The following is a 20,320-nucleotide window of genomic DNA, read 5'->3' as shown; positions in this document are numbered from 1 at the left end:
CCAGCTGGAACTGCTGGCGGACGCCTACGGGCTGCACTGACGGGTCCGGTCCGCCCCGCCCTGGTCCGGGCGGCGGGCGCCCGTGGTGGTTCGGCCGCTCAGCGGTCGGCGGCACCCGGTTCGCCGGGCGTGCCCGGTGCCTCCGATGCCCCCGCGTCCTCCCGGTCCTCCCCGGTGTTCCGGTCCTCCCCGTCCTCCTCGGCCCGCCGTTCGGCCGCACGGACCTGCTCGTCGAACGCGTCCGCGCCGATCCGCTCGACCGTGGCCCCGTACCGGGCGGCGAGTTCGTCGGCCGGAGCCGGGGACGCCTCCCTGAGTTCCAGGACCAGCAGCGCCGCGCCGGCCGGGACGCGGGGGGAGAGCATGATCAGGCCGGCGCCGGTGGTCGTGGCGCGGCCCTCCTCGGCGGCGTTGCCGAGCGCGGCGCCGGCGGCGAACCCCAGCAGCGCGCCGATCGGGCCGCCCAGCATCCCGACCAGGCCGCCGACCAGTCCGGAGCCCACGGTCGCCACGCCCGCCCCGCGGGTGAAGCCGTCCCTGGGCTCCAGCAGGCCGTCGGCGCCGCGCTCCAGCACCGCGGCCTGACGGAGCCCGGGCAGCTGCTGGGCCTCCTCGAAGGCCGGGTGGCACGCGGCGCTGTCCCGGAAGGTGAGAAGGACGACGTTGTGCAGGTCGGTCATCGTGCTCCGATCGGGTCGGCGCAGGGTCTTCCACGGACCTCCATCGTGACCGGAGCCGCCGAGCGGTGCCACAGGAAGGCGGCGTCGCAGGAAAGGCACCGATCTCCCCAGGGCGCGCGGGTTCAAACGTCATGCCCGGTTCAACCGCTCGTCATCGTTCGGAATTCGGTCAGGTACATGGCGACTCCGGCAGGGCCGGGCCAGCGAAGGTGCGCCGTCGGCGTGCGGAAGACGGGGCCGGGGCGGGGGCGGAACGGTTCGGCGATCCTGGCCGGAACTCGAACGGGTGAATTCCTGAGACCTGGTGTGACGGGTGGGGCGCTGGGAGGATCCGGAGCTCAGCGAGTCCGTACCGGACTCGAACTCCTGTAGGAGGCATCATGCAGCCCACGGCGGAGCAGGTTCGCGCGCTCAAGGACGAGGACTTCCGACTGACCCTCGGCCAGGGCCACCAGGCCCACCCGGCCGGCGACCCGGCGGGCGAGGTGTACGTCACCGCGGCGGTGCAGTCCAGCACCTGCGGCTCGCCCTCCAGTTGTGCGCGCATCTGTAGCTTCTGAGCCACCGGCTCACGAGGCGTCCCCGGTGCCTGCGCCGGGGGCGCCCCGCCCCGCTGCCGAGGGGCCCCCGACCCGACTCCGGCCGAGCAGAACCGAGCAGAACCGAACAGAGAGGCGGCCCAGCCCGTGGTCGACGCGTCCGAACTCCGACGGGCTGCGGCCCTAGCCGTACCGCTGGCCCGGCGTGGCCGGGCGGGGAGCGGTGCCGCGTCCGGGCCGGAGCCCGAGGACGCGGGCGGGCGGGTGGAGCGGGCCGCGCGGATCCTCGACCGCTGGCGGGCCCAGCCGCCGTTCGACCGGGACGGCTGGTTCGAGCGCCGGCTCGCCGCCGACGGGCTCGACGCCGACGCGCTGCGCGCCCTGCTCGCCGAGACCCCCGAAGCCCTGGCCGCCCGCCTCGGCCGGACCGGGGCGGGCCCCACGGCGGGCCCAGAAGCCGACCCCGAACCGTGGGTCGAACACCTCGCCGCCGCCTTCGAGGCGTCCCCGGCCCCCGAGCCGCTGGAGATCCCCGAAGACCACGCCTTCGCCGCGCTCGCCGCACCCCTGCTGGCCGCCGCCCGCGATCGCCTGTGCGCGGGCATCGCCGCCCTCGCCGCCGAGTCCCCCGAAACGGCCGCGCTCGGCGCCCCCGAGAGGCTCACCGCGCTGGTCACGCCCGCACTCACGGCCTCCGCCCACACGACGGCCGTCCGCACCGTGATCACCGAACTCCACGTCGCCCGGATCACCGGCGGGCTGACCGGTGACACCCCCGAAGCGCGGTACCGCGGCTTCCTGGACCGGATCACCGCGCCCGAGCAGGCGCTCCTGCTCCTCGCCGAATACCCCGTCCTGGCCCGCCGCCTCACCGTGGCCGCCGAGCAGTGGACGGAGACCGGCCTCGCCCTGTTCCGCCGCCTCGCCGCCGACCTCCCCGCGATCTCCCGCACCTTCGCCGACGGCCGCCCGCTCGGCCGGCTCACCGAACTCACCACCGGCCTCGGCGACCCCCACCGGGGCGGCGCCACCGTCTGCGGGCTGCGGTTCGAGCACGAGGGGCACACCACCCGGATCATCTACAAACCACGCCCGCTCGGCGCCGAACTGCACTTCCAGCAACTGCTGCGGTGGATCAACCCGCGTCTTCGGCTGCCCCTCCTCGACCTGGCCTACCTGGCCGGGGACGGCTACGGCTGGACGGCCCACGTCACCGCCGAACCAGCCCGCGACCAGGCCGAGTTGAGCGCCTTCTACCACCGGGCCGGCGTCCTCGCCGCGCTGCTCCACCTCCTCGACGCGGTGGACTGCCACGCCCAGAACCTGCTCGCCGTCCGCGACCAGCCGGTACTGATCGACCTGGAGGCACTGCTCCACCCCGACCTGCACGAGCCCACCAAGGACCTCTCCGAGTCCGAACGCCTCGCCCGCCACGACGCCCTGCACTCGGTGCTCCGCTCCGGCCTGCTGCCCGAACGGATGTGGGACGAGAACGGCAACGGCGGCACCGACCTCTCGGCGCTCGGCTGGGACCCGGGCACGCTGCCGCCGCGCGCGGTGCCCGTCCTGGCCGGCGAGGGCACCGACGAACTGCGCCTCGAATACCGGCGGATGCCCGTCGAGGCGGCCGGCAGCCGCCCGGTCCCGCCCGGGCAGCCGCTGCGGCCCGCCGACTTCGCCGCCGAGCTGGAGGCCGGCTTCACCGAGGCGTACCAGGTGCTGGCGGGGGAGAAGGAGCTGGTCCGTGGGCTGCTGCGGGCCTTCGCGGCGGACGAGACCCGGCTGCTGCGCCGCGACACCCTGGAGTACCGCAGCCTGCTGACCACCGGCTGCCACCCCGACCTGCTGCGCGACGCGCTGGACCAGGACCGTCACTTCGACCGGCTCTGGGCACTCGCCGCCTGGGAGGGCCACGCGCTCGCCTTCGTCGAGCACGAGCGCGCCGACCTCTGGCGTGGCGACGTGCCGGTCTTCACCATCCGCCCGGACGGCGTGGACGCCCGCGCCGCGAGCGGGGCCGTCATCCCCGGGGTCGCGGCCCGGCCCGCACTGGAGCTGGCCCTCGCCAAGGTGGACCGGCTCGGCCCCGAGGACCTCGCGCGCCAGGTGCAGCTGCTGCGGCTCTCCGTGACCACGGCCGACGGAGCCCGCGAACCGCGCCGCCCGGCCGCCGCACCGCGGCATGCCGCGCCCCGGCACACCGCACCACAGAACGCCGCACCACAGGACCCCGCAGCGCTCGACCGGCTGCGAACCCGCGCCCTGGCCAAGGCGGTCGAGGCCGGTGAGCAGCTGCTGCGCGAGGCGTACCGGGGGCGCGCGGACCTCGCCTGGGCCGGTCCGAACTGGGCCCCGCCCGGCCGCTGGGCCCCGGCCGAACTCGGCCCGGACCTCTACAGCGGAACGGCCGGCGTCGCGCTCTTCCTCCACCAACTCGCCCTGGCCGGAGGCGATCCGGCGCACCGGGCCGCCGCCCGCGCGGCCGGGACGACGCTCCGCCAGCAGATCCGGCGACGGGCCGACCGGCTCGGCGGCGGCCTGGCCGGCACCGGCGGCCTGCTCTACACCCTGGCCCAGCTCGCCGCCGACCACCCCGACGCCGAACTCGACGCCCTCGGCGAGCTGTTGGTCGCCCGGGCCGCCGCCACCGCGGGCGAGGACACCTGCTACGACCTGATCGCGGGCAGCGCGGGCACCATCGGCGGCCTCGCCGCCTGGGGCGCGGTGCGCCCCGGCCCGGCGGTGACCGACGCACTGGCCCGCTGCGCGGAGCGGCTGGTCGTGCAGGCCCGGCCGCACCCCGAAGGCGGGACCGGCTGGCTGCCCGCCACCCTGGTCGACGCCGTGGACCGCCCGCTCGCCGGGTTCGCCCACGGCGGCTCCGGCATCGCCTGGGCGCTGGCCCGGGCCGGACACCTGCTCGGTGACGCCCGGCTGCCCGAACTCGCCCTCGGCGCCCTGGAGTACGAGCGCACGCTGTTCGACCCGGCCGCCGCCAACTGGCGTGACGTACGGGAGGACGGCACGCCGGAAGCGCCGTCCCACCCCGTTCTCTGGTGCCATGGCGCGGCCGGCATCGCCCTGGCCCGGGTCGAGCTGGCCGGGCTGCTCACCGGTCTGCCGGACGGCGAGGGCGAGGTGCTCCGCAAGGAGCGCGACACCGCCCTGGATACCGTGGTCCGACACGGTTTCGGCCTCAACTTCTCCCTCTGCCACGGCGATTTCGGCAACCTGGAACCCCTGCTGCTGGCCGGCGGCCACTGGCGCGCGGCCGGCCTGCGGCAGGCCGGCGCCACCCTGGACGCCCTCGACCGGCGCGGCTGGGTCTGCGGCCTCCCGCACGGCGTCCACAGCCCGTCCCTGCTGGTCGGCCTGGCCGGCATCGGCCACGGCCTGCTCCGCCTCGCCGCCCCGGACACCGTCCCCGCCGTGCTCGCCCTCCACCCGCCGGCCCGTTGAGGCGTATCTGAGGCCCGCCGCTCGTCGAGTGGTCGGCGGGAGCCGAACGCCGAGGAGGGCCCTGCGGTAACCGCAGGGCCCTCCAACCACTATGACGTCATGTCAGCTGGTCTTGTACTGCGTGGTGACGGTCGCCCCGCTGAAGCCCTGCTGGGCGTAGAGGCTGAAGTACACCCAGCCGGACGGCGGGTTGGCGATGGTGAGGCTCTCGCCGTTGCCGGGGTTGGCGGACTTCTTCAGGTAGGAGCCGGTGGTGGCCCAGCTGCCGCCGTTGTAGTAGAGGTCGGCGTTGCCGGTGCCGCCGCTGCTGGTGATGGTCAGCTCCTTCACCCCGGCCGGCAGGTTCAGGAACATGTAGCTGTAGTTGCCGGTGGTGGCCGCGACGCCGTCCCGGCGGCAGTTCTGGTCGAACTGGCGGGGGTCGGCGATGGTGCAGAGCGGGGCCTGGACGGGCGGCACGGTGCCGCACTTGTCGGCCGCGCAAGCGGTCAGCCAGGTGGCGAAGTCGGCGTCGTACCGGGTGCCGATGGTGCTGGTGAGCAGCGTGCGGGCACCGGCCCAGTCGCCGGCCCGGTACTTGGCGAGCACCGCGTCCACGTCCTGCGGGTGCGACTGGAGCATGTAGCGCACCGCCAGGTAGCCCCACTGGTAGATCCGGGTGGAGTCGGCGTTGTCATAGGTGGTGTCGAAGAGCTGGCTCAGCTTGTAGGTGCCCTTGCCGGCCTCGGCGACCGCCTTGTCGTAGTGCTCGTTGCGGTAGCTGTACGAGACGTACTCGGCGAGCCCCTCGACCCACCAGATGGTCGGGGTCACCATGCCGGCCTCGAAGTCGCCGTACATGTCGTAGCGGCCGTCGAGGTAGTGGGTGTACTCGTGGTTGAGGTTCCAGATCTGGAAGTCGGGGCGCAGCCAGTCGGCCTCGTGGGCGATGAAGCGGGCCTGGTTGCCGGCCTTGGCCGGGTCGCCCTCCTCGTACATGCCGCCGTTGTCGACGGCGATGTTGTACATGTTCCAGGCGTAGAGGGTGTACTCGTAGTAGTCGTGGAAGACGACGACCTCAAGGCTGGTGTTGACGTCGTTGGCGACCGGGCCGTTGTCCTTGACCACCTTGTGGAAGAACGCGTCCTGGTTGATCAGGCTGGTGCAGGTGTCGGCGAGCTGGGCCGGGGTCATCTGCTGCGCGCGGATGCGCAGGTTGGGGTTGCAGGTGTGGTCGACGGTCAGCACCAGCGGGACGAGCCGGGTGGGCAGGTCGCAGATGCCGTAGTAGGAGCAGTTGCCGGTGTCGCGCTTCTCGGCGTACCAGACCAGGTTCATGGTGAGCGGGCCGGTGGCGCCGACCAGCGGGTAGCGGTTGATCAGGTCCTTGACCAGCGGCCGGGCCTGGGGCTTGAGCGGGGCGGAGTTGAGCAGGTTGCCGACCTGGATGCCGATGTCGGTGGCGAGGTCGCTGCCGGTGAGCATCGAGCTGTTGCGGGTGACGAAGGAGGTCATCGTGGTGGCGAAGCCCGGGTCGGCCTGCAGGGCGGCGGTGAACTCGGGCAGCTCGACGCCGCGTTCGATGACGGTCTTGGTGTTGGCGACGGCGTCGTACATCGCGCCGGTCCAGGAGCCGGTGTAGTCGGTCAGCAGGCGCTTGACGACGCCGGTGTAGCGGGCGTTCTCCTGGGCGCTGTCGATCAGGGTGACGGCCTCGGCCAGCGTGGCACCGTTGGCCTGGCTGACGTCCTTGCTGTGCGGGGCGGCGAAGAAGGCGTCCAGCGCGCCGCGGATGGAGGTCTGGAGCGCGGTGCCGTACGGGCCGACGACGTCGCCGTGGTACCACTGCACGTAGTAGCCGGCGCGCAGGAAGAGCACCAACTGCCCGGCGGAGGTGGAGTTGTCGCCGGGGTAGCCGGCGGCGGTGTCGCGCAGGGCGTCGGCGACGGAGACCATCTGGGCCTCGCGGAAGACGTTCTTGGCGTCGTCGCCGGTGAGGTTGAACAGCGTGTTGACGCAGTCCAGTCCGGCGGCCTTGACCTGCTGGACCAGCGCGCTGCCGGACTTGCCGGTGAAGGCGGAGACGTCGCAGGCCGCGGCGGTCGCGGAGGGGGAGGCCGCGAGGTTCCTGGGGGCCTTGGCGGCCGGGGTGGTGGCCGGCTGCGGGGCGGCGGGCCTGTCGGCGTCGGCCGAGGCGAGCGGCCGTCCGTCCGGCTTCGCGTCGGGGGACTTGGGGACCGGGATCGCGCGCGGGGCGGCCGGGCGGTCGGCGTCGCTCGTGCCGGCGGTGCTGCCGGGGCCGGCCGTCGGGACGGGGGCGGCCTGGCTCCGCGGGGCGAAGAGGCCGAGGGCGAGGAAGAGTGCGACGGCCAGCGCCAGCACTCGGCCCGCCTGGGCCGTACATATCCGGAAGGGGCGCATCTGTGGGGGCCTCCGGGGCCGTTGAGGTCGCGAGTTGGGGGGTGCGACCAATTGATGTGTGACATGTAAAATGGCACATGTCGCCGTGTGGCGGGAAGGCCTGGGAGGGGATTGCCCTCCGGCGAAACCGAAACGTTGTCAGATGCGGCCCGCGGTGGCCGGGGAATGGTCGAGCACGACCCGAGCGGGGTCAAGTGGGGCTCAGGCCACGGAGGTTCGGGCCACCGGGGTCAGCGCGGCGTACTCCAGCGGGGCGGACGGGTCGATCGACAGGTTCGCGGGGGCGGGCGCGGCGCCGGCGCGGACCAGCAGGTCGCCGATGGCGGCGACCATGGCGCCGTTGTCGGTGCAGAGCCGCAGCGGCGGCACCCGCAGGGCGACACCGGCGGCGGCGCAGCGCTGCTCGGCGAGCGCCCGGACCCGTGAGTTGGCCGCGACGCCGCCGACCACCACCAGGGTGGAGATGCCGTGGTCGGTGCAGGCGCGGACGGCCTTGCGGGTGAGCACGTCGGCGATCGCCTCCTGGAGGGCGGCGGCCGCGTCGGGGACGTGCGGCTCGGTGCCGGCCGCGCGATGGCCCTCCACCCAGCGGGCGGCGGCGGTCTTGAGGCCGGAGAAGGAGAACGCGTACGGGTCGTCGCGCGGCCCGGTGAGCGGGCGCGGGAGCCGGACGGCGCCCGGGTCGCCGTCGCGGGCCGCGCGGTCGATGGCGGGCCCGCCGGGGTAGGGCAGGCGCAGGATCCGCGCGACCTTGTCGAAGCACTCGCCGGCCGCGTCGTCCAGGGTGTCGCCGAGGTGGACGATCGGGTCCCGGGCCAGGTCGCGGACCAGCAGCAGCGAGGTGTGCCCGCCGGAGACGATCAGTACCACGCAGGGGTCGGGCAGCGGTCCGCCGTCCAGCGTCGCGGCGGCGACGTGCCCGGCCAGGTGGTGCACCCCGTACAGCGGGACGCCGAGCGAGAAGGCGTAGCTCTTGGCGGCGGCCACCCCGACCTGGAGTGCCCCGGAGAGCCCGGGGCCGGTGGTGACCGCGACGGCGCCGACGTCGGCCAGGGCGAGCCCGGCCCGGTCCAGCGCCTCGCGGACCACCGGCGCCATCGCGTGCACATGGGCGCGGGCGGCGATCTCGGGCACCACCCCGCCGAAGCGGGCGTGCTCGTCCATGCTGGAGGCCACCGCCTGCCCGAGCAGCCGGCCGTCCCGGACGAGACCGGCGCCGGTCTCGTCGCAGGAGGACTCGATCCCCAGCACCACCGGCGATCCCGCCACCGAAGCTCACCCGACCCATACAGCTCGTACTGCTCAGCAAAAGTAGTTGCACATATTGTGCAATAAGGTGGGCAGGGTCCGGGGCGGGGGTGCGAGGAGACGTGATGGGCGGCGCGGTGGCGGGCGAAGTCGGGTCGACGGTCGGGTCGGGGAGCGTGCCGCCGGCGCGGACCGAACGGGCCGGTACGGCGCGGGCCTGCCGGAGCGGCCCGGACGTCGCGGAGGCCTGCCGGGAGCTGCTGCGCTCCGGCGGCGGCCGCTGCACCGGGCCCCGGCTGCTGGTGCTCGCCGCCCTGCGCGAGCACGGCGGCCATCTCACGGTGGCCGGGATCCACCGCCGGATCGCCGAGAGCGGCGCCTGCGTCAGCGTCTCCACCGTCTACCGCGCGGTCGAGCGGCTGGCCGAGCTGGACCTGGTGCACGGCGTCCGCGGCCTCGGCGGCGAGCTCAGCTACGGCCTGGTCGGCGAGCCGCACCACCACGCGCTCTGCGCGGTCTGCGGGGCGGTCTCCGAGTTCCCCTACGAGCTGCTGGCCGGCGCGGTGGCGGACACCGCCCGGCGGACCGGCTTCCGGCTGGAGTCACTGGTCGTCAACGGGGTCTGCCCGGACTGCCAGTGACGCGCCGCCCGCCGGGCCCCGGGGTGATGGCCGCGATCGGTTCGCTGAGGCATATGCTTCGTTATTGCAAGTGATACGCAATAGTGTTGTTCCGGCACGATCGCCATCGTTGAACTCGCCGAAAGGGGCCGTGTCCTGATGGGCACCTACTCGCTTCCCGACCTTCCGTACGACTACTCCGCGCTCGAGCGGGCGATGTCCGCCGAGATCCTGGAGCTGCACCACTCCAAGCACCACGCCGCCTACGTCAAGGGCGCCAACGACACCCTGGAGCAGCTGGCCGAGGCCCGCGACAAGGAGCAGTTCGGCGGCCTGGTGGGTCTGCAGAAGACCTTCGCCTTCCACCTGTCCGGCCACGTGCTGCACTCCCTCTTCTGGGAGAACCTCTCCCCGGAGGGCGGCGACCGCCCCGAGGGCGAGCTGGCCGACGCGATCACCGAGCACTTCGGCAGCTTCGAGGCGTTCAAGAAGCAGCTCACCAGCGCCACCACCGGCGTCCAGGGCTCCGGCTGGGGCATCCTGTCCTGGGAGCCGCTCGGCCGGCGCCTGATCGTCGAGCAGGTCTACGACCACCACGGCAACGTCGGCCAGGGCACCACCCCGCTGCTGGCCTTCGACGCCTGGGAGCACGCCTACTACCTGCAGTACCGCAACGTCCGCCCCGACTACGTCACCCGCCTGTGGGACGTCGTCAACTGGCAGGACGTCTCGTCCCGCTTCGCGGCCGCCAAGACCGTCTGACCTGATTCAGGCGGCAGGAAGGTCCCGGACCGGTCGGGCGGTCCGGGACCTTCCCTGCGTCAGGGGAGCCGCAACAGCGTCGTCCGGTGCTTCCAGGCAAGCCGCAGGAGTGCCGCACCGGCGGGCTGCATCGGCTCCGTGCCGGTGAGGCGGTCCACCTGCTCAGCCGTGAACGGGATGCCCGCCGACCGCCCTGTCGCATCGTCCAGTCCGACGCGACGACCTTCCTCGTTGCCGGAGACGATGCGCCGGAACGTCTCGTCGAACAGGTCGGCGTCGAACACGGCCACGGTGAGCATGTCGGTGACGAAGGTCAGTGGGTCCATCCCGAGGCCCAGCCGGAACACCCGCAGGCTGCCGTCCTCACGCGCTGCGGTGAGCGTCTTGTCGAGCGGCCAGGCGGCGTAGTCGATGGGTGCCTTGTCGCTCCCGTAGTCCTCGGTGTTGCCGAGCAGTTCCTCGCTCAGCTCCCTGAGGATGGCCCGCCAGAGATCGAAGTCGTTCTCCTCGTTCCACGGTGCGTCGTGCGAGGCCTGGAACATCCCGACCGGCATCACCTGGTAGAGGCCGCCGCCACTGGCGACCTTCCCGGGGTCACGCCAGTGCAGCACGAACTCCGCGTCGCCGGTTTGACGATCGTGCCGGATCGTCAACGTGCTGGTGGCCGCCATGACGGGGCGGCGCGTGAGGTCGGTCGGATCGGCGATGGCGGCCCGGAAGGGCGTGGCGGCAAGGCTCACTGGCCCATCCGGACCCGCCAGGACGGCTGCGGCGTACTCGTGCGCAACGGCCTCACAGATGTTGATGACGTCGAAGTACTGGCCGCGCCCGAAGGTCAGCACCGGTCCGGCGACGGACGTCTCGACATCAAGCAGGCGGTAGCAGCTTCGGTTCTCGAACAGCCTGGGTTTGGCAAGATCCCGAACCGCGTCGGCGTAGCGGCGACAGGTCGTTCCGTCCTGCTGGCGCGGGCGGATGTGATCCAGCTCGGGTCCGCCACCGTCCACAGGTGCTGCGGGCGTGTCCGGCTGCCAGCGCAGTCGGACACGCTCCAGTGGCACCGGCTGCTCCGGAATCCAGTGCCGGCGGGCAAGCAGAGGTGTTCCAGGGACCAGGTGGTCGGGAGGGCTCTCGGCCAGGAGTCGGCTGGTCAAGGCGAAGCGGTGATCATTCAGGAAGGCTCGAACCCGCTGCCACTGTTCCCTGCTGTCCAACGAGTTCGGCCGGTCATCTGCCACGGGCGCGCTGGGCACGACGCTCCTTCTTTGTATACAAGTGCGACGACTCGTGCCCGGTTACGGACTGAGCAACCGGTCGCGGTACTTCCAGGTCAGAGCCAAGCATGCTGCGCCAGGCGGCGCCATGGGTTCGTCTCTGATGAACTGTGAGACGTTCTGTTCGGTGAAAGGGATACCACTTGAGATGTCCCGGCCGTTCCACTCGGTGCGCGTCCCAGACGTCCACCGTCACACGGTGGGCGTGGACTGTGCTGGTGGAGGCGATGGCGCATGCCTGGGGGTGGCATCCGGCGGGGGCGGGCAAGGTCGGGTGGTTCGAGTACCTGGAAACCTGCGAGGCGCCGTGCCCCCACGTGTGGGGGCACGGCGCGTGACCTGCACTCTCTGCGCGAGGTGGCGAAACACCTCGCCGCTCTTCCGGGTGCGCGGTCGTGCCGCCTGCCACCGGACGGCAGCCGTCCGGTGGCGAGGGTCAGGTGGCGGCCGCCGCCTCGCGTCCCCGGCGGGTGCGGCGGTGGAAGATCTCGGTGAACGTTTGGCGCCAGCCGTGGGGGTCGACGTAGTGCATGGCGATCACGGACGCGATGACGGCGCCGGTCAGGTCGTTCTGCACCTCGGCCCACGAGTGGATGTCGGTGCAGGTAGTGAGTCCCTTCAAGCCGTGCAGGGCGTGCATGGCTTCGCCGGCTTCCTCGCCGACCTTTCCGATCTGAAGGGCTCTCAGTTCCTCCAGGGGCAGCTCGGCGCCGGCGACGCGGCACACGGCGGACAGCTTCTCGATCGCGTCGAAGAGATCTTCCATTGCCGTGACCCTTTCCTGGTTACCGGGTGGGTTGGGGTCGGCCAAGCTGGTGGACGGCCCATCCGTGGGTGCGCCACAGGTCGGCGTCCAGGACGTTCCGCAGGTCGATGACCAGCGGGTTTTGCACCAGCGACCGGAGCTCGGTGGGGTTGGCGTCGCGGAACTGCGGCCACTCGGTGCCGATCACGACCGCGTCCGCGTCGCGGGAGGCTTCGGCGGTGGTGTCGGCGTAGTCGAGTTCGGGGTGCCGGACGATTGCGGTCGCGTTCGCGTGCGGGTCGTGGACGGTGACCTGCGCGCCTCGGGTGTGCAGCAGTGAGGCCAGAGCGAGTGCGGGGGATTCGCGGACGTCGTTGGTGCCGGCCTTGAAGGACGCGCCCCACATGGCGATCCGAGCGCCGTTCAGGGGCCGCGCCAGGTGGGCTTCGACCAGGGCGGCGGCGGAGTGCGGCCGGTTCTCGTTGATGCGCTCGGCCGCCCTCAGCAACTCGGCGGCGTCGTTCGCGCCGAGGTGAGCGGCGGAGGCGGTGAACGCCCGGACGTCCTTGGGCAGGCAGCCACCGCCGTAGCCGATGCCGGGCTGCATTCCGCCGGCGCCGATACGCGGGTCCATGCCGAGGGCCCGCACCAGGGTGATCACGTCGGCACCGGCGGCGGTGCACATGTCCGCGACGGCGTTGACGAACGACACCTTGAGGCCGAGAAAGGTGTTCGCGGCGCCCTTGATCAGCTCGGCCGTCTCCGGGGTGGTGACGAACAGCGGGCAGCCGTCCGCCAGAATCGGCGCGAACACCTCACGCACGACGGCTTCGGCGTCAGGGCTGGTGAGCCCGGCCACCAGCCGATCCGGGCGAAGGGTGTCCTCGACGGCGTGGCCTTCGCGCAGGAACTCGGGGTTCCACACGACGTGGACGGCTTCGCCGGCCGGGGCGAGCCGCTGCACAAGCCGCGTCAGGTGGGCGGTGGTGCCGACGGTGACGGTCGACTTCCCGATGATCGTGCACGGCCGCGTCAGGTGCGTCGCGAGCGTCCGAGCGGCCCCGAAGACCTGTCCCGGGTCGTAGGACCGGCCGTCGGCGTCGATCGGGGTTCCGACCGCGAGGAAGTGCACGTCAGCGAACGCGGCGGCCTCGGCGATGCTGGTCGTGAACCGCAGTTGCCCGGAGCCGGTGTGTTTGGCGAGCAGTTCGGGCAGCCCGGCTTCGAAGATCGGGGCTTCGCCCTGGTTGAGCTGGTCGATCTTGGCTGCGTCGAGATCGACGCCCAGGACTTCGTGGCCGAGGTGGGCCATTCCGGCGGCGTGGGGGATGCCGAGGTGGCCGCAGCCGATCACGGAAACGCGCATCGTGGTCCTTGTCGGATGGAGTGGTCGCGGGGCGCGCGGGCGTGCGCGCTCCCGCGACGCTACCGGCCCGGCGGGGCCCAACTGACCGACATGTGATGGACCGTCACGCGGAGACGTTCGGCAACTCGCACAGCCGGCGCAGGGCAGGGATCGCGGCCTGCCGCACGACCACGTCGCCGGTATGGGCTCCCTCGATCGGGCAGGGCTTGAAGGTGCCGTTCTCCACCAGCCCTTCGGGGTCGACGTAAAAGATGCGCATATCCATCTCGCGGGCGCGCTGCTGGACCGCGCGCCGGTCTGCGTGCAAGCCGACGACCAGCAGGGCCCGGGCCTCGGGCAGCAGCGGCACCGGTGGGATCTTCTGGTCATAGCGGCGGACGAAGACCTCGGGCAGCCCGGCCCGCGCCGAGAGGCTGTCGAAGTTGTGCGTGATCACCGGGCCGACACCAAATGGCCGGTGGTGTGGAGGGCCTTGAGCGCGCGGTGCGCGGCCGTCGGCTCGGCCAGGAAGTATGCGCGGAACATCGCGACCAGGTCGGGTGCCTTGGTGTCGGCGCTGAGCAGCATCTCTGGGATCAGCGTGTCAGCCTCGGGGCTGAGGGTGAAAGCGTGGGACTGCGTCAGGGTGTTGTCGCGGCGGTCGGTGACCCGGTACACCTCGTGCAGGTAGTGCAGCGGCGGGATACCGGCTTCGATCGACGTGCCGCAGCCGACCTCGACCTGAAACGGCAGGAAGTCCAGGATCGGCGTCAGGTCGGGCGCGATCGTCGGCTCTCCACGTCGGTCCTTGATCCGCATGCCGCCCGCGAGAACGTCCCACGGCAGGTTCCGCACGGTGCGCGGAACCTTGAAGTCCTCCGAGATGAAGCACAGGTCGACGGACCGGAAGCCGGTCGGCGTGGGGCGCCCGGCACGCTCGTCCTGTGGGTGGTCGTCGTACTCGGCAACGGCGACCCGCAGGTCACCCTTCGCCCACACACCGTCGCCCTTCGAGCGCCACGCGCCCTGGTCGAGCCACATGCCGATCTGCCGCAGGTGTGTGGCGATCTCGTCGGCCGGGGCGGTGAAGGAGTGGAACAGGTACAGGTCCGAGAGGACCAGGCGCGTGACGGGGAACGTGTAGTCCAGCCCGTACTGGTAACGGTAGGCCCAACCGGGGGCGGTCGAGCAGACCTCCAGCAGGGTGTCCAGCGCGGTGTCCGACTGTCGGGTGTCCGCCTGTGCAAGGGCGATGTCGAGCAGCAGGCGGTTCCGCGCGGACGGCGTGAGGCTGGAGGTGTCGTCGATCGATTCGAACAGGCCGAGCGCCTTGCCGGGGCGGCCGGTCGATACGGCAGTGCCGACGGCCTGCGCGGTGACCGTGGCCGGCCCGAACGCCGTGCCGCTCACGGTCACGTCCCGGTCCATCCGGGCGGCGACCGCGTGGCCTTGGGACAGCAAGTCGTCGGCCCCGTCGACGTTGCCCTGACGGGCCGCGACGACGGCGGCGAACGTGACGTGTCACCCGTAGGTGGCGAGCAGGCCGAGCTCCCGGTGCCCGTAGTGGGGTTCGATCGACTCGTACGACGCCCGTGCGGTCTCCTCCGCCTGGTCGAGCCGGGCATCCCGCATGTAGATCCACGACCGGCCGGACGCGACCATGGCCGAGCGGACGGTGTCGCCGGAGCGGTAGGTCTCCCATGCGGCGGTGAGCCCGGCCGCGAGCTCGGCCGGGGGCGGCGGCTGCACGTCGACGCCGACATCGGCGGCGGTGTCGTGGACGGCGCGGGACAGTTCGCGCGGCCGTGCCGCCTGACCGTACGACGAAGCGCCTCGACATCGCGTGCGAGTCGAGGCGCTTCGTGGACCTAGGAGGCGCCGAAGAAGCTGTCCAGGATCTGCTGGGCGGCCAGGCCGGCCGGGAGGGAGCCGGCGCGGACCTGGGCCTCCAGTTCGGGGGCCAAGCGCCGTACTTCGGGGTGTTCGTGGAGGCGGGCGTAGAGCTGGTCGTGGACCATGGCCCAGGTCCACTCGACCTGCTGGTCGCGCCGCTTCGTCGCCAGCGCGCCGGTGGCGTCGAGGACCTTGCGGTGCTGCTGGAGCCGTTCCCACAGCACGTCGAGTCCGGCGCCGTCCCGGCCGCTGCAGGTGAGGACCGGGGGTGTCCAGGGCGCGTCCGGGGCCTGCAACAGCCGCAGCGCGCCGGCGAGTTCGCGCGCGGCGGCGCGGGCATCGGTCTCGTGCGGGCCGTCCGCCTTGTTGACCGCGATGACGTCGGCGAGCTCCAGTACGCCCTTCTTGATGCCCTGCAGCTGGTCCCCGGTGCGGGCCAGGCTGAGCAACAGGAAGGTGTCCACCATCCCGGCCACCGCCGTCTCGGACTGGCCGACTCCCACCGTCTCGATCAGCACGACGTCGTAGCCGGCCGCCTCCATCACCACCATCGACTCCCGGGTGGCCTTGGCGACGCCGCCGAGGGTGCCGGAGGTGGGGGAGGGGCGGACGAAGGCGTGCGGGTCGACGGCGAGGCGTTCCATCCGGGTCTTGTCGCCCAGGATGGAGCCGCCGGTGCGGGAGGACGTCGGGTCCACGGCGAGCACCGCGACCCGGTGTCCCGACGAAGTGAGCATCGTGCCGAAGGAGTCGATGAAGGTCGACTTGCCGACACCGGGCACACCGGTGATGCCCACCCGGACCGCCCCGCCCGCGTGCGGCAGCAGCCGCTGGAGCAACTGCTGGGCCAGCACGCGGTGGTCGGGCCGGGTGGACTCGACGAGGGTGACGGCGCGCGCGATGTGGGCGCGCGAGCCGTCCAGGACACCCGTCACGTAGCTGTCGAGGTCGATCGTCCGTGGAGGCATGCGATCAAAATCTCACAGCTCGTGGCCGAGGTCGGCGGCGAGCGTCCCCAGCAGGTCGTAGGCGGCGTCCGGGATCACCGTGCCGGGCGGGAAGACGGCCGTCGCCCCCGCCTCGTACAGGGCGTCGAAGTCCTGCGGGGGGATCACCCCGCCGACCACGATGGTGATGTCCTCGCGCCCGGCCTCGGCGAGTTCGGCGCGCAGCGCGGGCACCAGGGTGAGGTGTCCGGCGGCCAGCGAGGAGACGCCGACGATGTGCACGTCCGCCTCGACGGCCTGGCGGGCGACCTCGGCCGGGGTCTGGAACAGCGGTCCGACGTCGACGGTGAAGCCGAGGTCGGCGAAGGCCGTGGCGATCACCTTCTGGCCGCGGTCGTGGCCGTCCTGGCCCATCTTGGCGACCAGGATGCGCGGTCGGCGGCCCTCGGCCCGCTCGAACCGCTCGACCAGGTCACGGGTGCGCTGTACGGAGGCCGACGGCCCCGCTTCGTCACGGTACACGCCGGAGATGGTACGGATCTGGCCGGAGTGCCGGCCGTACACCTTCTCCAGGGCGTCCGAGATCTCGCCGACGGTGGCCTTGGCCCGGGCCGCGTTGACGGCCAGGTGCAGCAGGTTGCCGTCCAGCGAGCCGCCGCGCTGCGGGCCCGCCTCGGCGGCCCGGGTCAGCGCGTGCAGCGCGCCCCGGCAGGCGGCCTCGTCGCGCTCGTCGCGCAGCCGGCGCAGCTTCTCGATCTGGCGGGCGCGCACCGAGGAGTTGTCGACCTTGAGCACCTCGATCTGCTCGTCGCTCTCCACCCGGTACTTGTTGACGCCGATCACCGGCTGGCGGCCCGAGTCGATCCGGGCCTGGGTGCGGGCCGCGGCCTCCTCCACGCGCAGCTTGGGGATGCCCGCGTCGATGGCCTTGGCCATGCCGCCGGCCGCCTCCACCTCCTGGATGTGCTGCCAGGCACGGCGGGCCAGGTCGTGGGTGAGCTTCTCGACGTACGCGGAGCCGCCCCACGGGTCGATGACGCGGCAGGTGCCGGACTCCTGCTGGAGCAGCAGCTGGGTGTTGCGGGCGATCCGGGCGGAGAAGTCGGTGGGCAGGGCCAGCGCCTCGTCCAGCGCGTTGGTGTGCAGCGACTGGGTGTGGCCCTGGGTGGCGGCCATCGCCTCCACACAGGTGCGGGTGACGTTGTTGAACACGTCCTGCGCGGTGAGCGACCAGCCCGAGGTCTGCGAATGCGTGCGCAGCGAAAGGGACTTGGGGTTCTTCGGGCCGAACTCCTTGACCAGTCTGGCCCAGAGCAGCCGGGCCGCGCGCAGCTTGGCGATCTCCATGAAGAAGTTCATGCCGATCGCCCAGAAGAACGACAGCCGGGGCGCGAAGGCGTCCACGTCCAGTCCGACGTCCAGGCCCGCCCGCAGGTACTCCACGCCGTCGGCCAGGGTGTAGGCCAGCTCCAGGTCGGCGGTGGCCCCGGCCTCCTGGATGTGGTAGCCGGAGATGGAGATCGAGTTGTACCGCGGCATCTTCTGCGAGGTGTACGCGAAGATGTCCGAGATGATCCGCATCGACGGCTGCGGCGGGTAGATGTAGGTGTTGCGGACCATGAACTCCTTGAGGATGTCGTTCTGGATGGTCCCCGCCAGCTTCTCGGGCGCCACCCCCTGCTCCTCGGCGGCCACGATGTACAGCGCCAGGACGGGCAGCACCGCGCCGTTCATGGTCATCGACACCGACATCCGGTCCAGCGGGATGCCGTCGAAGAGCTGGCGCATGTCGTAGATGGAGTCGATCGCCACGCCCGCCATGCCGACGTCACCGGTGACCCGCGGGTGGTCGCTGTCGTAGCCGCGGTGGGTCGGCAGGTCGAAGGCGACCGAGAGGCCCTTCTGACCGGCCGCCAGGTTGCGGCGGTAGAAGGCGTTGGACTCCTCGGCGGTGGAGAACCCGGCGTACTGCCGGACCGTCCACGGCTGGTTGACGTACATGGTCGGGTACGGGCCGCGCAGGTACGGGGCGATGCCGGGGTAGGTGCCCAGGAAGTCCAGGCCGGCCAGGTCGTCCGCGGTGTACAGCGGTTTGACGCCGATGCCCTCGGGGGTGTCCCAGAGCAGTTCCTCGACGTCCTTGCCGGTGGCCTGCCGCCAGGCGGACCGCCACTGCCCGTCGGTGACGTCCGGGCCGGTGTCCCCGTCCAGCCCGATCTCGGTGAAGTCGGGGATCATCGCGCCACTCCGATCTCGGTGGTCTCGTCCAGGATCTCGTCCCGGGCCCCGCTCAGGATCTCGTCCTGGAGGGCGGTCAGCACGGCGACGGCGTCGCCGCCCGCGAAGACGAACTCGTCCACGCCCGCCCGCCGGTAGGCCTCCCGCTGTTCGCCCGGCCGCCCGGCCAGCAGCACCCGCCGGGCCCCGGCGGCCTTCAGCGCCGCGGCGACGGTCTCGGCGTGCTCGCCGTACAGCCGGTCGCTGGAGCAGAGGCAGGCCACCCGGGCACCGCTGGCGGTGAACGCCTCGGCCAGCGCGGCGGCGTCGGTGCCTTCGGCGGCGGTGGTCGCGATGCCGCCGGCCTGGAACAGGTTGGCGGCGAAGGTGGTGCGCGCGGTGTGCGCCGACGCGGTGCCGATCGAGGCCAGGAAGAGCCGCGGCCGTTCCCCGGTGGCGGCCAGCCGCGCGTCCGAGCGGTCGCGCAGTGCCTCGTAGGCCTCGGCGCGCCGCACCCGGGGCAGTCCGCCGGCGGGCCCGGCCGGGGCCGGCTCGCGGACCAGCGGCTGCTCGTCCAGGTTCGGGAACTCGCTGACCCCGGTGACGGGTTCGCGCCGCCTGGCCAGCGCGACCGAGCGCTCCGCCCAGGTCGCGGCGATCCGCTCGCCGACCAGTCCGGAGCCCAGCGCGGCCTGCTGGCCACCGGCCCGTTCGATCTCCTGGAACCAGGCCCAGGCGGCCCGGGCCAGCTCGTCGGTCAGCCGCTCCACGTACCAGGAGCCGCCGGCCGGGTCGATCACCCGCGCCAGGTGGGACTCCTCCAGCAGGATCGCCTGGGTGTTGCGGGCGATCCGGCGGGCGAACGCGTCCGGCAGGCCGAGCGCGCTGTCGAACGGCAGCACGCTCACCGCGTCCGCCCCGCCGACCCCGGCCGCCAGGCAGGCGACGGTGGTGCGCAGCATGTTCACCCACGGGTCGCGCGCGGTCGTCATCACCGTGGAGGTGACGGCGTGCTGGCGCTGCGCCGAGGCCTCGGGTGCGGCCCCCGACACCTGGGCCACCCGGGCCCAGAGCCGGCGCGCCGCACGGAACTTGGCGATCGTCAGGAACTGGTCGGCGTCGGCCGCGTAGCGGAACTCCAGCTGCCCGAAGGCGGCGTCGACGGAGAGCCCGGCGGCACCGAGCGCACGCAGGTAGGCGACGGCGCTGGCGAGCGAGCAGCCGAGCTCCTGCGCGGGGGAGGCGCCGGCCTCGTGGTAGGGGAGGGCGTCGACGGTCAGTGCCCGGACGCCCGGGTACCCGTCGGCGCAGCGGGCCGCGAGCGCGCCGGCCTCGGCGAGCAGCGCGTCGGTGCGTTCGGCCCGGCCGGTCCTGGCCTGGAGGCCCAGCGGGTCGGCGCCGAGGCTGCCCGCGGCGGCGCCGGGGGAGACCTCGCGCTCCCGGTAGAGCGTGAACAACCGCTCGGCGGCGTCGGTGAATTCGGCGCCGGCGTCGAGCACCACGGCGGCCAGGTCCGGATAGACGCCGGACAGCACCTCGGGCAGCGCCGCGACCGGCAGGCCCGCGCCGCCCAGCTCCAGCCAGAGCGAGCCGACGCCGTTCTCCAGGTCCGCGAGCACCGCCTCGTTGGTGCGGCGCGGGTCCGGGTCGGCGTGCCGCTGGCGGACGTCCCAGCCGGAGACGGCGGAGCCCTGCGGCCGGCCGCCCCGGACGAACGGTGGGAAGCCGGGGTGACCGGGCGTGGCCGGGGCGTCCTCGGCGGTGTACAGCGGGCGGGCGCGCAGCCCGTCCTGGAGCGCGGTGGTGAGCGCCTCCTCGGCCGCCGCGCCGTCCGCGGGCTGGGCACCCGACTTGCGCAGCACACCCTCGACGAGGTGCTGCCACTGCTCACGGTGTGCTGCCGGGAACTCGGCGGCCAGGGGAAGCCCTTCGGGCGGGACCGTCATGTCCGGCAGGTTAGCGTCCGGCGGCGGGCGTGCAGGAGAGGCGGGGAGTGTGACCTTTCCCTCGCTCTGCCGCGTCGGTCCACTCCGGACCGGGTGGAGTGCACCGGAACCGGCGTGCGCGAGCCTGCTGGACGGGCGGTTCGGGGGCGCTGTCCGGCCCGGACGGCGAAACGCGTTCCGCCCGGGGCCTTGGCCGGCCGCGTCCAGGGGTGACAGGCCCGGCCCGGACGGCCGGGTGGCCCGCC

16 protein-coding genes are annotated in these 20,320 nt (G+C 72.8%); 4 read left to right on the top strand and 12 right to left on the bottom strand.

Annotated features, from left to right (window positions below; translation table 11 throughout):
* Positions 1 to 98: 98 nt before the first annotated feature.
* A complete protein-coding gene (locus tag ACIP82_RS04175) occupies positions 99 to 680 on the bottom strand; it encodes a histidine kinase (RefSeq protein ID WP_400650644.1) in 582 nt (193 codons plus the stop codon).
* A gap of 380 nt (positions 681 to 1,060) precedes the next feature.
* On the opposite strand from ACIP82_RS04175, the gene ACIP82_RS04170 reads away from it, so the two are divergent.
* On the top strand, positions 1,061 to 1,240 hold the full coding sequence (locus ACIP82_RS04170; RefSeq protein ID WP_363605107.1) for a hypothetical protein: 180 nt from the start codon (positions 1,061 to 1,063) through the stop codon (positions 1,238 to 1,240).
* Positions 1,241 to 1,366: 126 nt separating this feature from the next.
* Entirely contained in the window at positions 1,367 to 4,678 is a 3,312-nt protein-coding gene (locus tag ACIP82_RS04165; RefSeq protein WP_400650641.1) for a type 2 lanthipeptide synthetase LanM family protein, read from the top strand.
* 102 nt (positions 4,679 to 4,780) lie between these two features.
* Here the strand turns inward: ACIP82_RS04165 and ACIP82_RS04160 are convergent, their stop codons facing one another.
* Both ACIP82_RS04160 and tsaD read right to left on the bottom strand, forming a co-directional pair.
* Positions 4,781 to 7,078: a collagenase gene (locus ACIP82_RS04160; RefSeq protein WP_400650638.1), complete on the bottom strand. Its 2,298-nt coding sequence runs from the start codon at positions 7,076 to 7,078 to the stop codon at positions 4,781 to 4,783.
* A gap of 201 nt (positions 7,079 to 7,279) precedes the next feature.
* A complete protein-coding gene (tsaD, locus tag ACIP82_RS04155; RefSeq protein WP_400650635.1) occupies positions 7,280 to 8,347 on the bottom strand; it encodes a tRNA (adenosine(37)-N6)-threonylcarbamoyltransferase complex transferase subunit TsaD in 1,068 nt (355 codons plus the stop codon).
* A gap of 104 nt (positions 8,348 to 8,451) precedes the next feature.
* Between tsaD and ACIP82_RS04150 the strand changes: the two genes are divergently transcribed.
* Both ACIP82_RS04150 and ACIP82_RS04145 read left to right on the top strand, forming a co-directional pair.
* Positions 8,452 to 8,967 (top strand): Fur family transcriptional regulator, encoded by a 516-nt coding sequence (locus ACIP82_RS04150; RefSeq protein WP_400650633.1) that lies wholly within the window; start codon positions 8,452 to 8,454, stop codon positions 8,965 to 8,967.
* Between the two features lie 138 nt (positions 8,968 to 9,105).
* Positions 9,106 to 9,708, top strand: a complete 603-nt coding sequence (locus ACIP82_RS04145) for a superoxide dismutase (RefSeq protein WP_400650630.1) — start codon at positions 9,106 to 9,108, stop codon at positions 9,706 to 9,708.
* 59 nt (positions 9,709 to 9,767) lie between these two features.
* Here the strand turns inward: ACIP82_RS04145 and ACIP82_RS04140 are convergent, their stop codons facing one another.
* From ACIP82_RS04140 to ACIP82_RS04100, 9 genes are all read right to left on the bottom strand, one after another.
* A complete protein-coding gene (locus ACIP82_RS04140) occupies positions 9,768 to 10,961 on the bottom strand; it encodes an XRE family transcriptional regulator (protein ID WP_400650627.1) in 1,194 nt (397 codons plus the stop codon).
* A gap of 457 nt (positions 10,962 to 11,418) precedes the next feature.
* The gene (locus tag ACIP82_RS04135; protein WP_363605099.1) at positions 11,419 to 11,748 is read right to left on the bottom strand and encodes a MazG-like family protein; all 330 of its coding nucleotides are present in this window, start codon (positions 11,746 to 11,748) and stop codon (positions 11,419 to 11,421) included.
* 19 nt (positions 11,749 to 11,767) lie between these two features.
* Positions 11,768 to 13,093 (bottom strand): UDP-glucose/GDP-mannose dehydrogenase family protein, encoded by a 1,326-nt coding sequence (locus ACIP82_RS04130; RefSeq protein WP_363605098.1) that lies wholly within the window; start codon positions 13,091 to 13,093, stop codon positions 11,768 to 11,770.
* A 103-nt stretch (positions 13,094 to 13,196) separates the two neighbouring features.
* Complete coding sequence (locus ACIP82_RS04125) at positions 13,197 to 13,529, bottom strand: hypothetical protein (protein ID WP_363605096.1); 333 nt, start codon at positions 13,527 to 13,529, stop codon at positions 13,197 to 13,199.
* Positions 13,526 to 14,533, bottom strand: a complete 1,008-nt coding sequence (locus ACIP82_RS04120) for a hypothetical protein (RefSeq protein WP_400650622.1) — start codon at positions 14,531 to 14,533, stop codon at positions 13,526 to 13,528. Before ACIP82_RS04120 ends, ACIP82_RS04125 begins: the two co-directional genes overlap by 4 nt.
* Positions 14,534 to 14,593: 60 nt before the next feature.
* On the bottom strand, positions 14,594 to 14,821 hold the full coding sequence (locus ACIP82_RS04115; protein WP_363605093.1) for a hypothetical protein: 228 nt from the start codon (positions 14,819 to 14,821) through the stop codon (positions 14,594 to 14,596).
* A gap of 119 nt (positions 14,822 to 14,940) precedes the next feature.
* Positions 14,941 to 15,933 carry a methylmalonyl Co-A mutase-associated GTPase MeaB gene (meaB, locus tag ACIP82_RS04110; protein ID WP_363605091.1) on the bottom strand — a complete coding sequence of 331 codons (993 nt, stop codon included), beginning with the start codon at positions 15,931 to 15,933 and terminating at the stop codon, positions 14,941 to 14,943.
* 12 nt (positions 15,934 to 15,945) lie between these two features.
* Complete coding sequence (gene scpA, locus ACIP82_RS04105; RefSeq protein WP_400650618.1) at positions 15,946 to 18,150, bottom strand: methylmalonyl-CoA mutase; 2,205 nt, start codon at positions 18,148 to 18,150, stop codon at positions 15,946 to 15,948.
* A complete protein-coding gene (locus ACIP82_RS04100; protein ID WP_400650615.1) occupies positions 18,147 to 20,075 on the bottom strand; it encodes a methylmalonyl-CoA mutase family protein in 1,929 nt (642 codons plus the stop codon). The genes scpA and ACIP82_RS04100 overlap by 4 nt, the downstream gene beginning before the upstream one ends.
* Between the last annotated feature and the right edge of the window lie 245 nt (positions 20,076 to 20,320).

The organism is Kitasatospora sp. NPDC088548 (assembly GCF_044753005.1).
Taxonomy (GTDB): Bacteria; Actinomycetota; Actinomycetes; order Streptomycetales; family Streptomycetaceae; genus Kitasatospora.
This window is presented reverse-complemented; position numbering and strand designations above follow the sequence as displayed.

Coding starts and splice junctions, on each gene's coding strand:
- ACIP82_RS04135 (WP_363605099.1), bottom strand. CDS start 11,748: ATGGAAGATCTCTTCGACGCGATCGAGAAGCTGTCCGCCGTGTGCCGC.
- ACIP82_RS04150 (WP_400650633.1), top strand. CDS start 8,452: ATGGGCGGCGCGGTGGCGGGCGAAGTCGGGTCGACGGTCGGGTCGGGG.
- scpA (WP_400650618.1), bottom strand. CDS start 18,150: ATGATCCCCGACTTCACCGAGATCGGGCTGGACGGGGACACCGGCCCG.
- ACIP82_RS04175 (WP_400650644.1), bottom strand. CDS start 680: ATGACCGACCTGCACAACGTCGTCCTTCTCACCTTCCGGGACAGCGCC.
- meaB (WP_363605091.1), bottom strand. CDS start 15,933: ATGCCTCCACGGACGATCGACCTCGACAGCTACGTGACGGGTGTCCTG.
- ACIP82_RS04100 (WP_400650615.1), bottom strand. CDS start 20,075: ATGACGGTCCCGCCCGAAGGGCTTCCCCTGGCCGCCGAGTTCCCGGCA.
- ACIP82_RS04170 (WP_363605107.1), top strand. CDS start 1,061: ATGCAGCCCACGGCGGAGCAGGTTCGCGCGCTCAAGGACGAGGACTTC.
- ACIP82_RS04145 (WP_400650630.1), top strand. CDS start 9,106: ATGGGCACCTACTCGCTTCCCGACCTTCCGTACGACTACTCCGCGCTC.
- ACIP82_RS04160 (WP_400650638.1), bottom strand. CDS start 7,078: ATGCGCCCCTTCCGGATATGTACGGCCCAGGCGGGCCGAGTGCTGGCG.
- ACIP82_RS04130 (WP_363605098.1), bottom strand. CDS start 13,093: ATGCGCGTTTCCGTGATCGGCTGCGGCCACCTCGGCATCCCCCACGCC.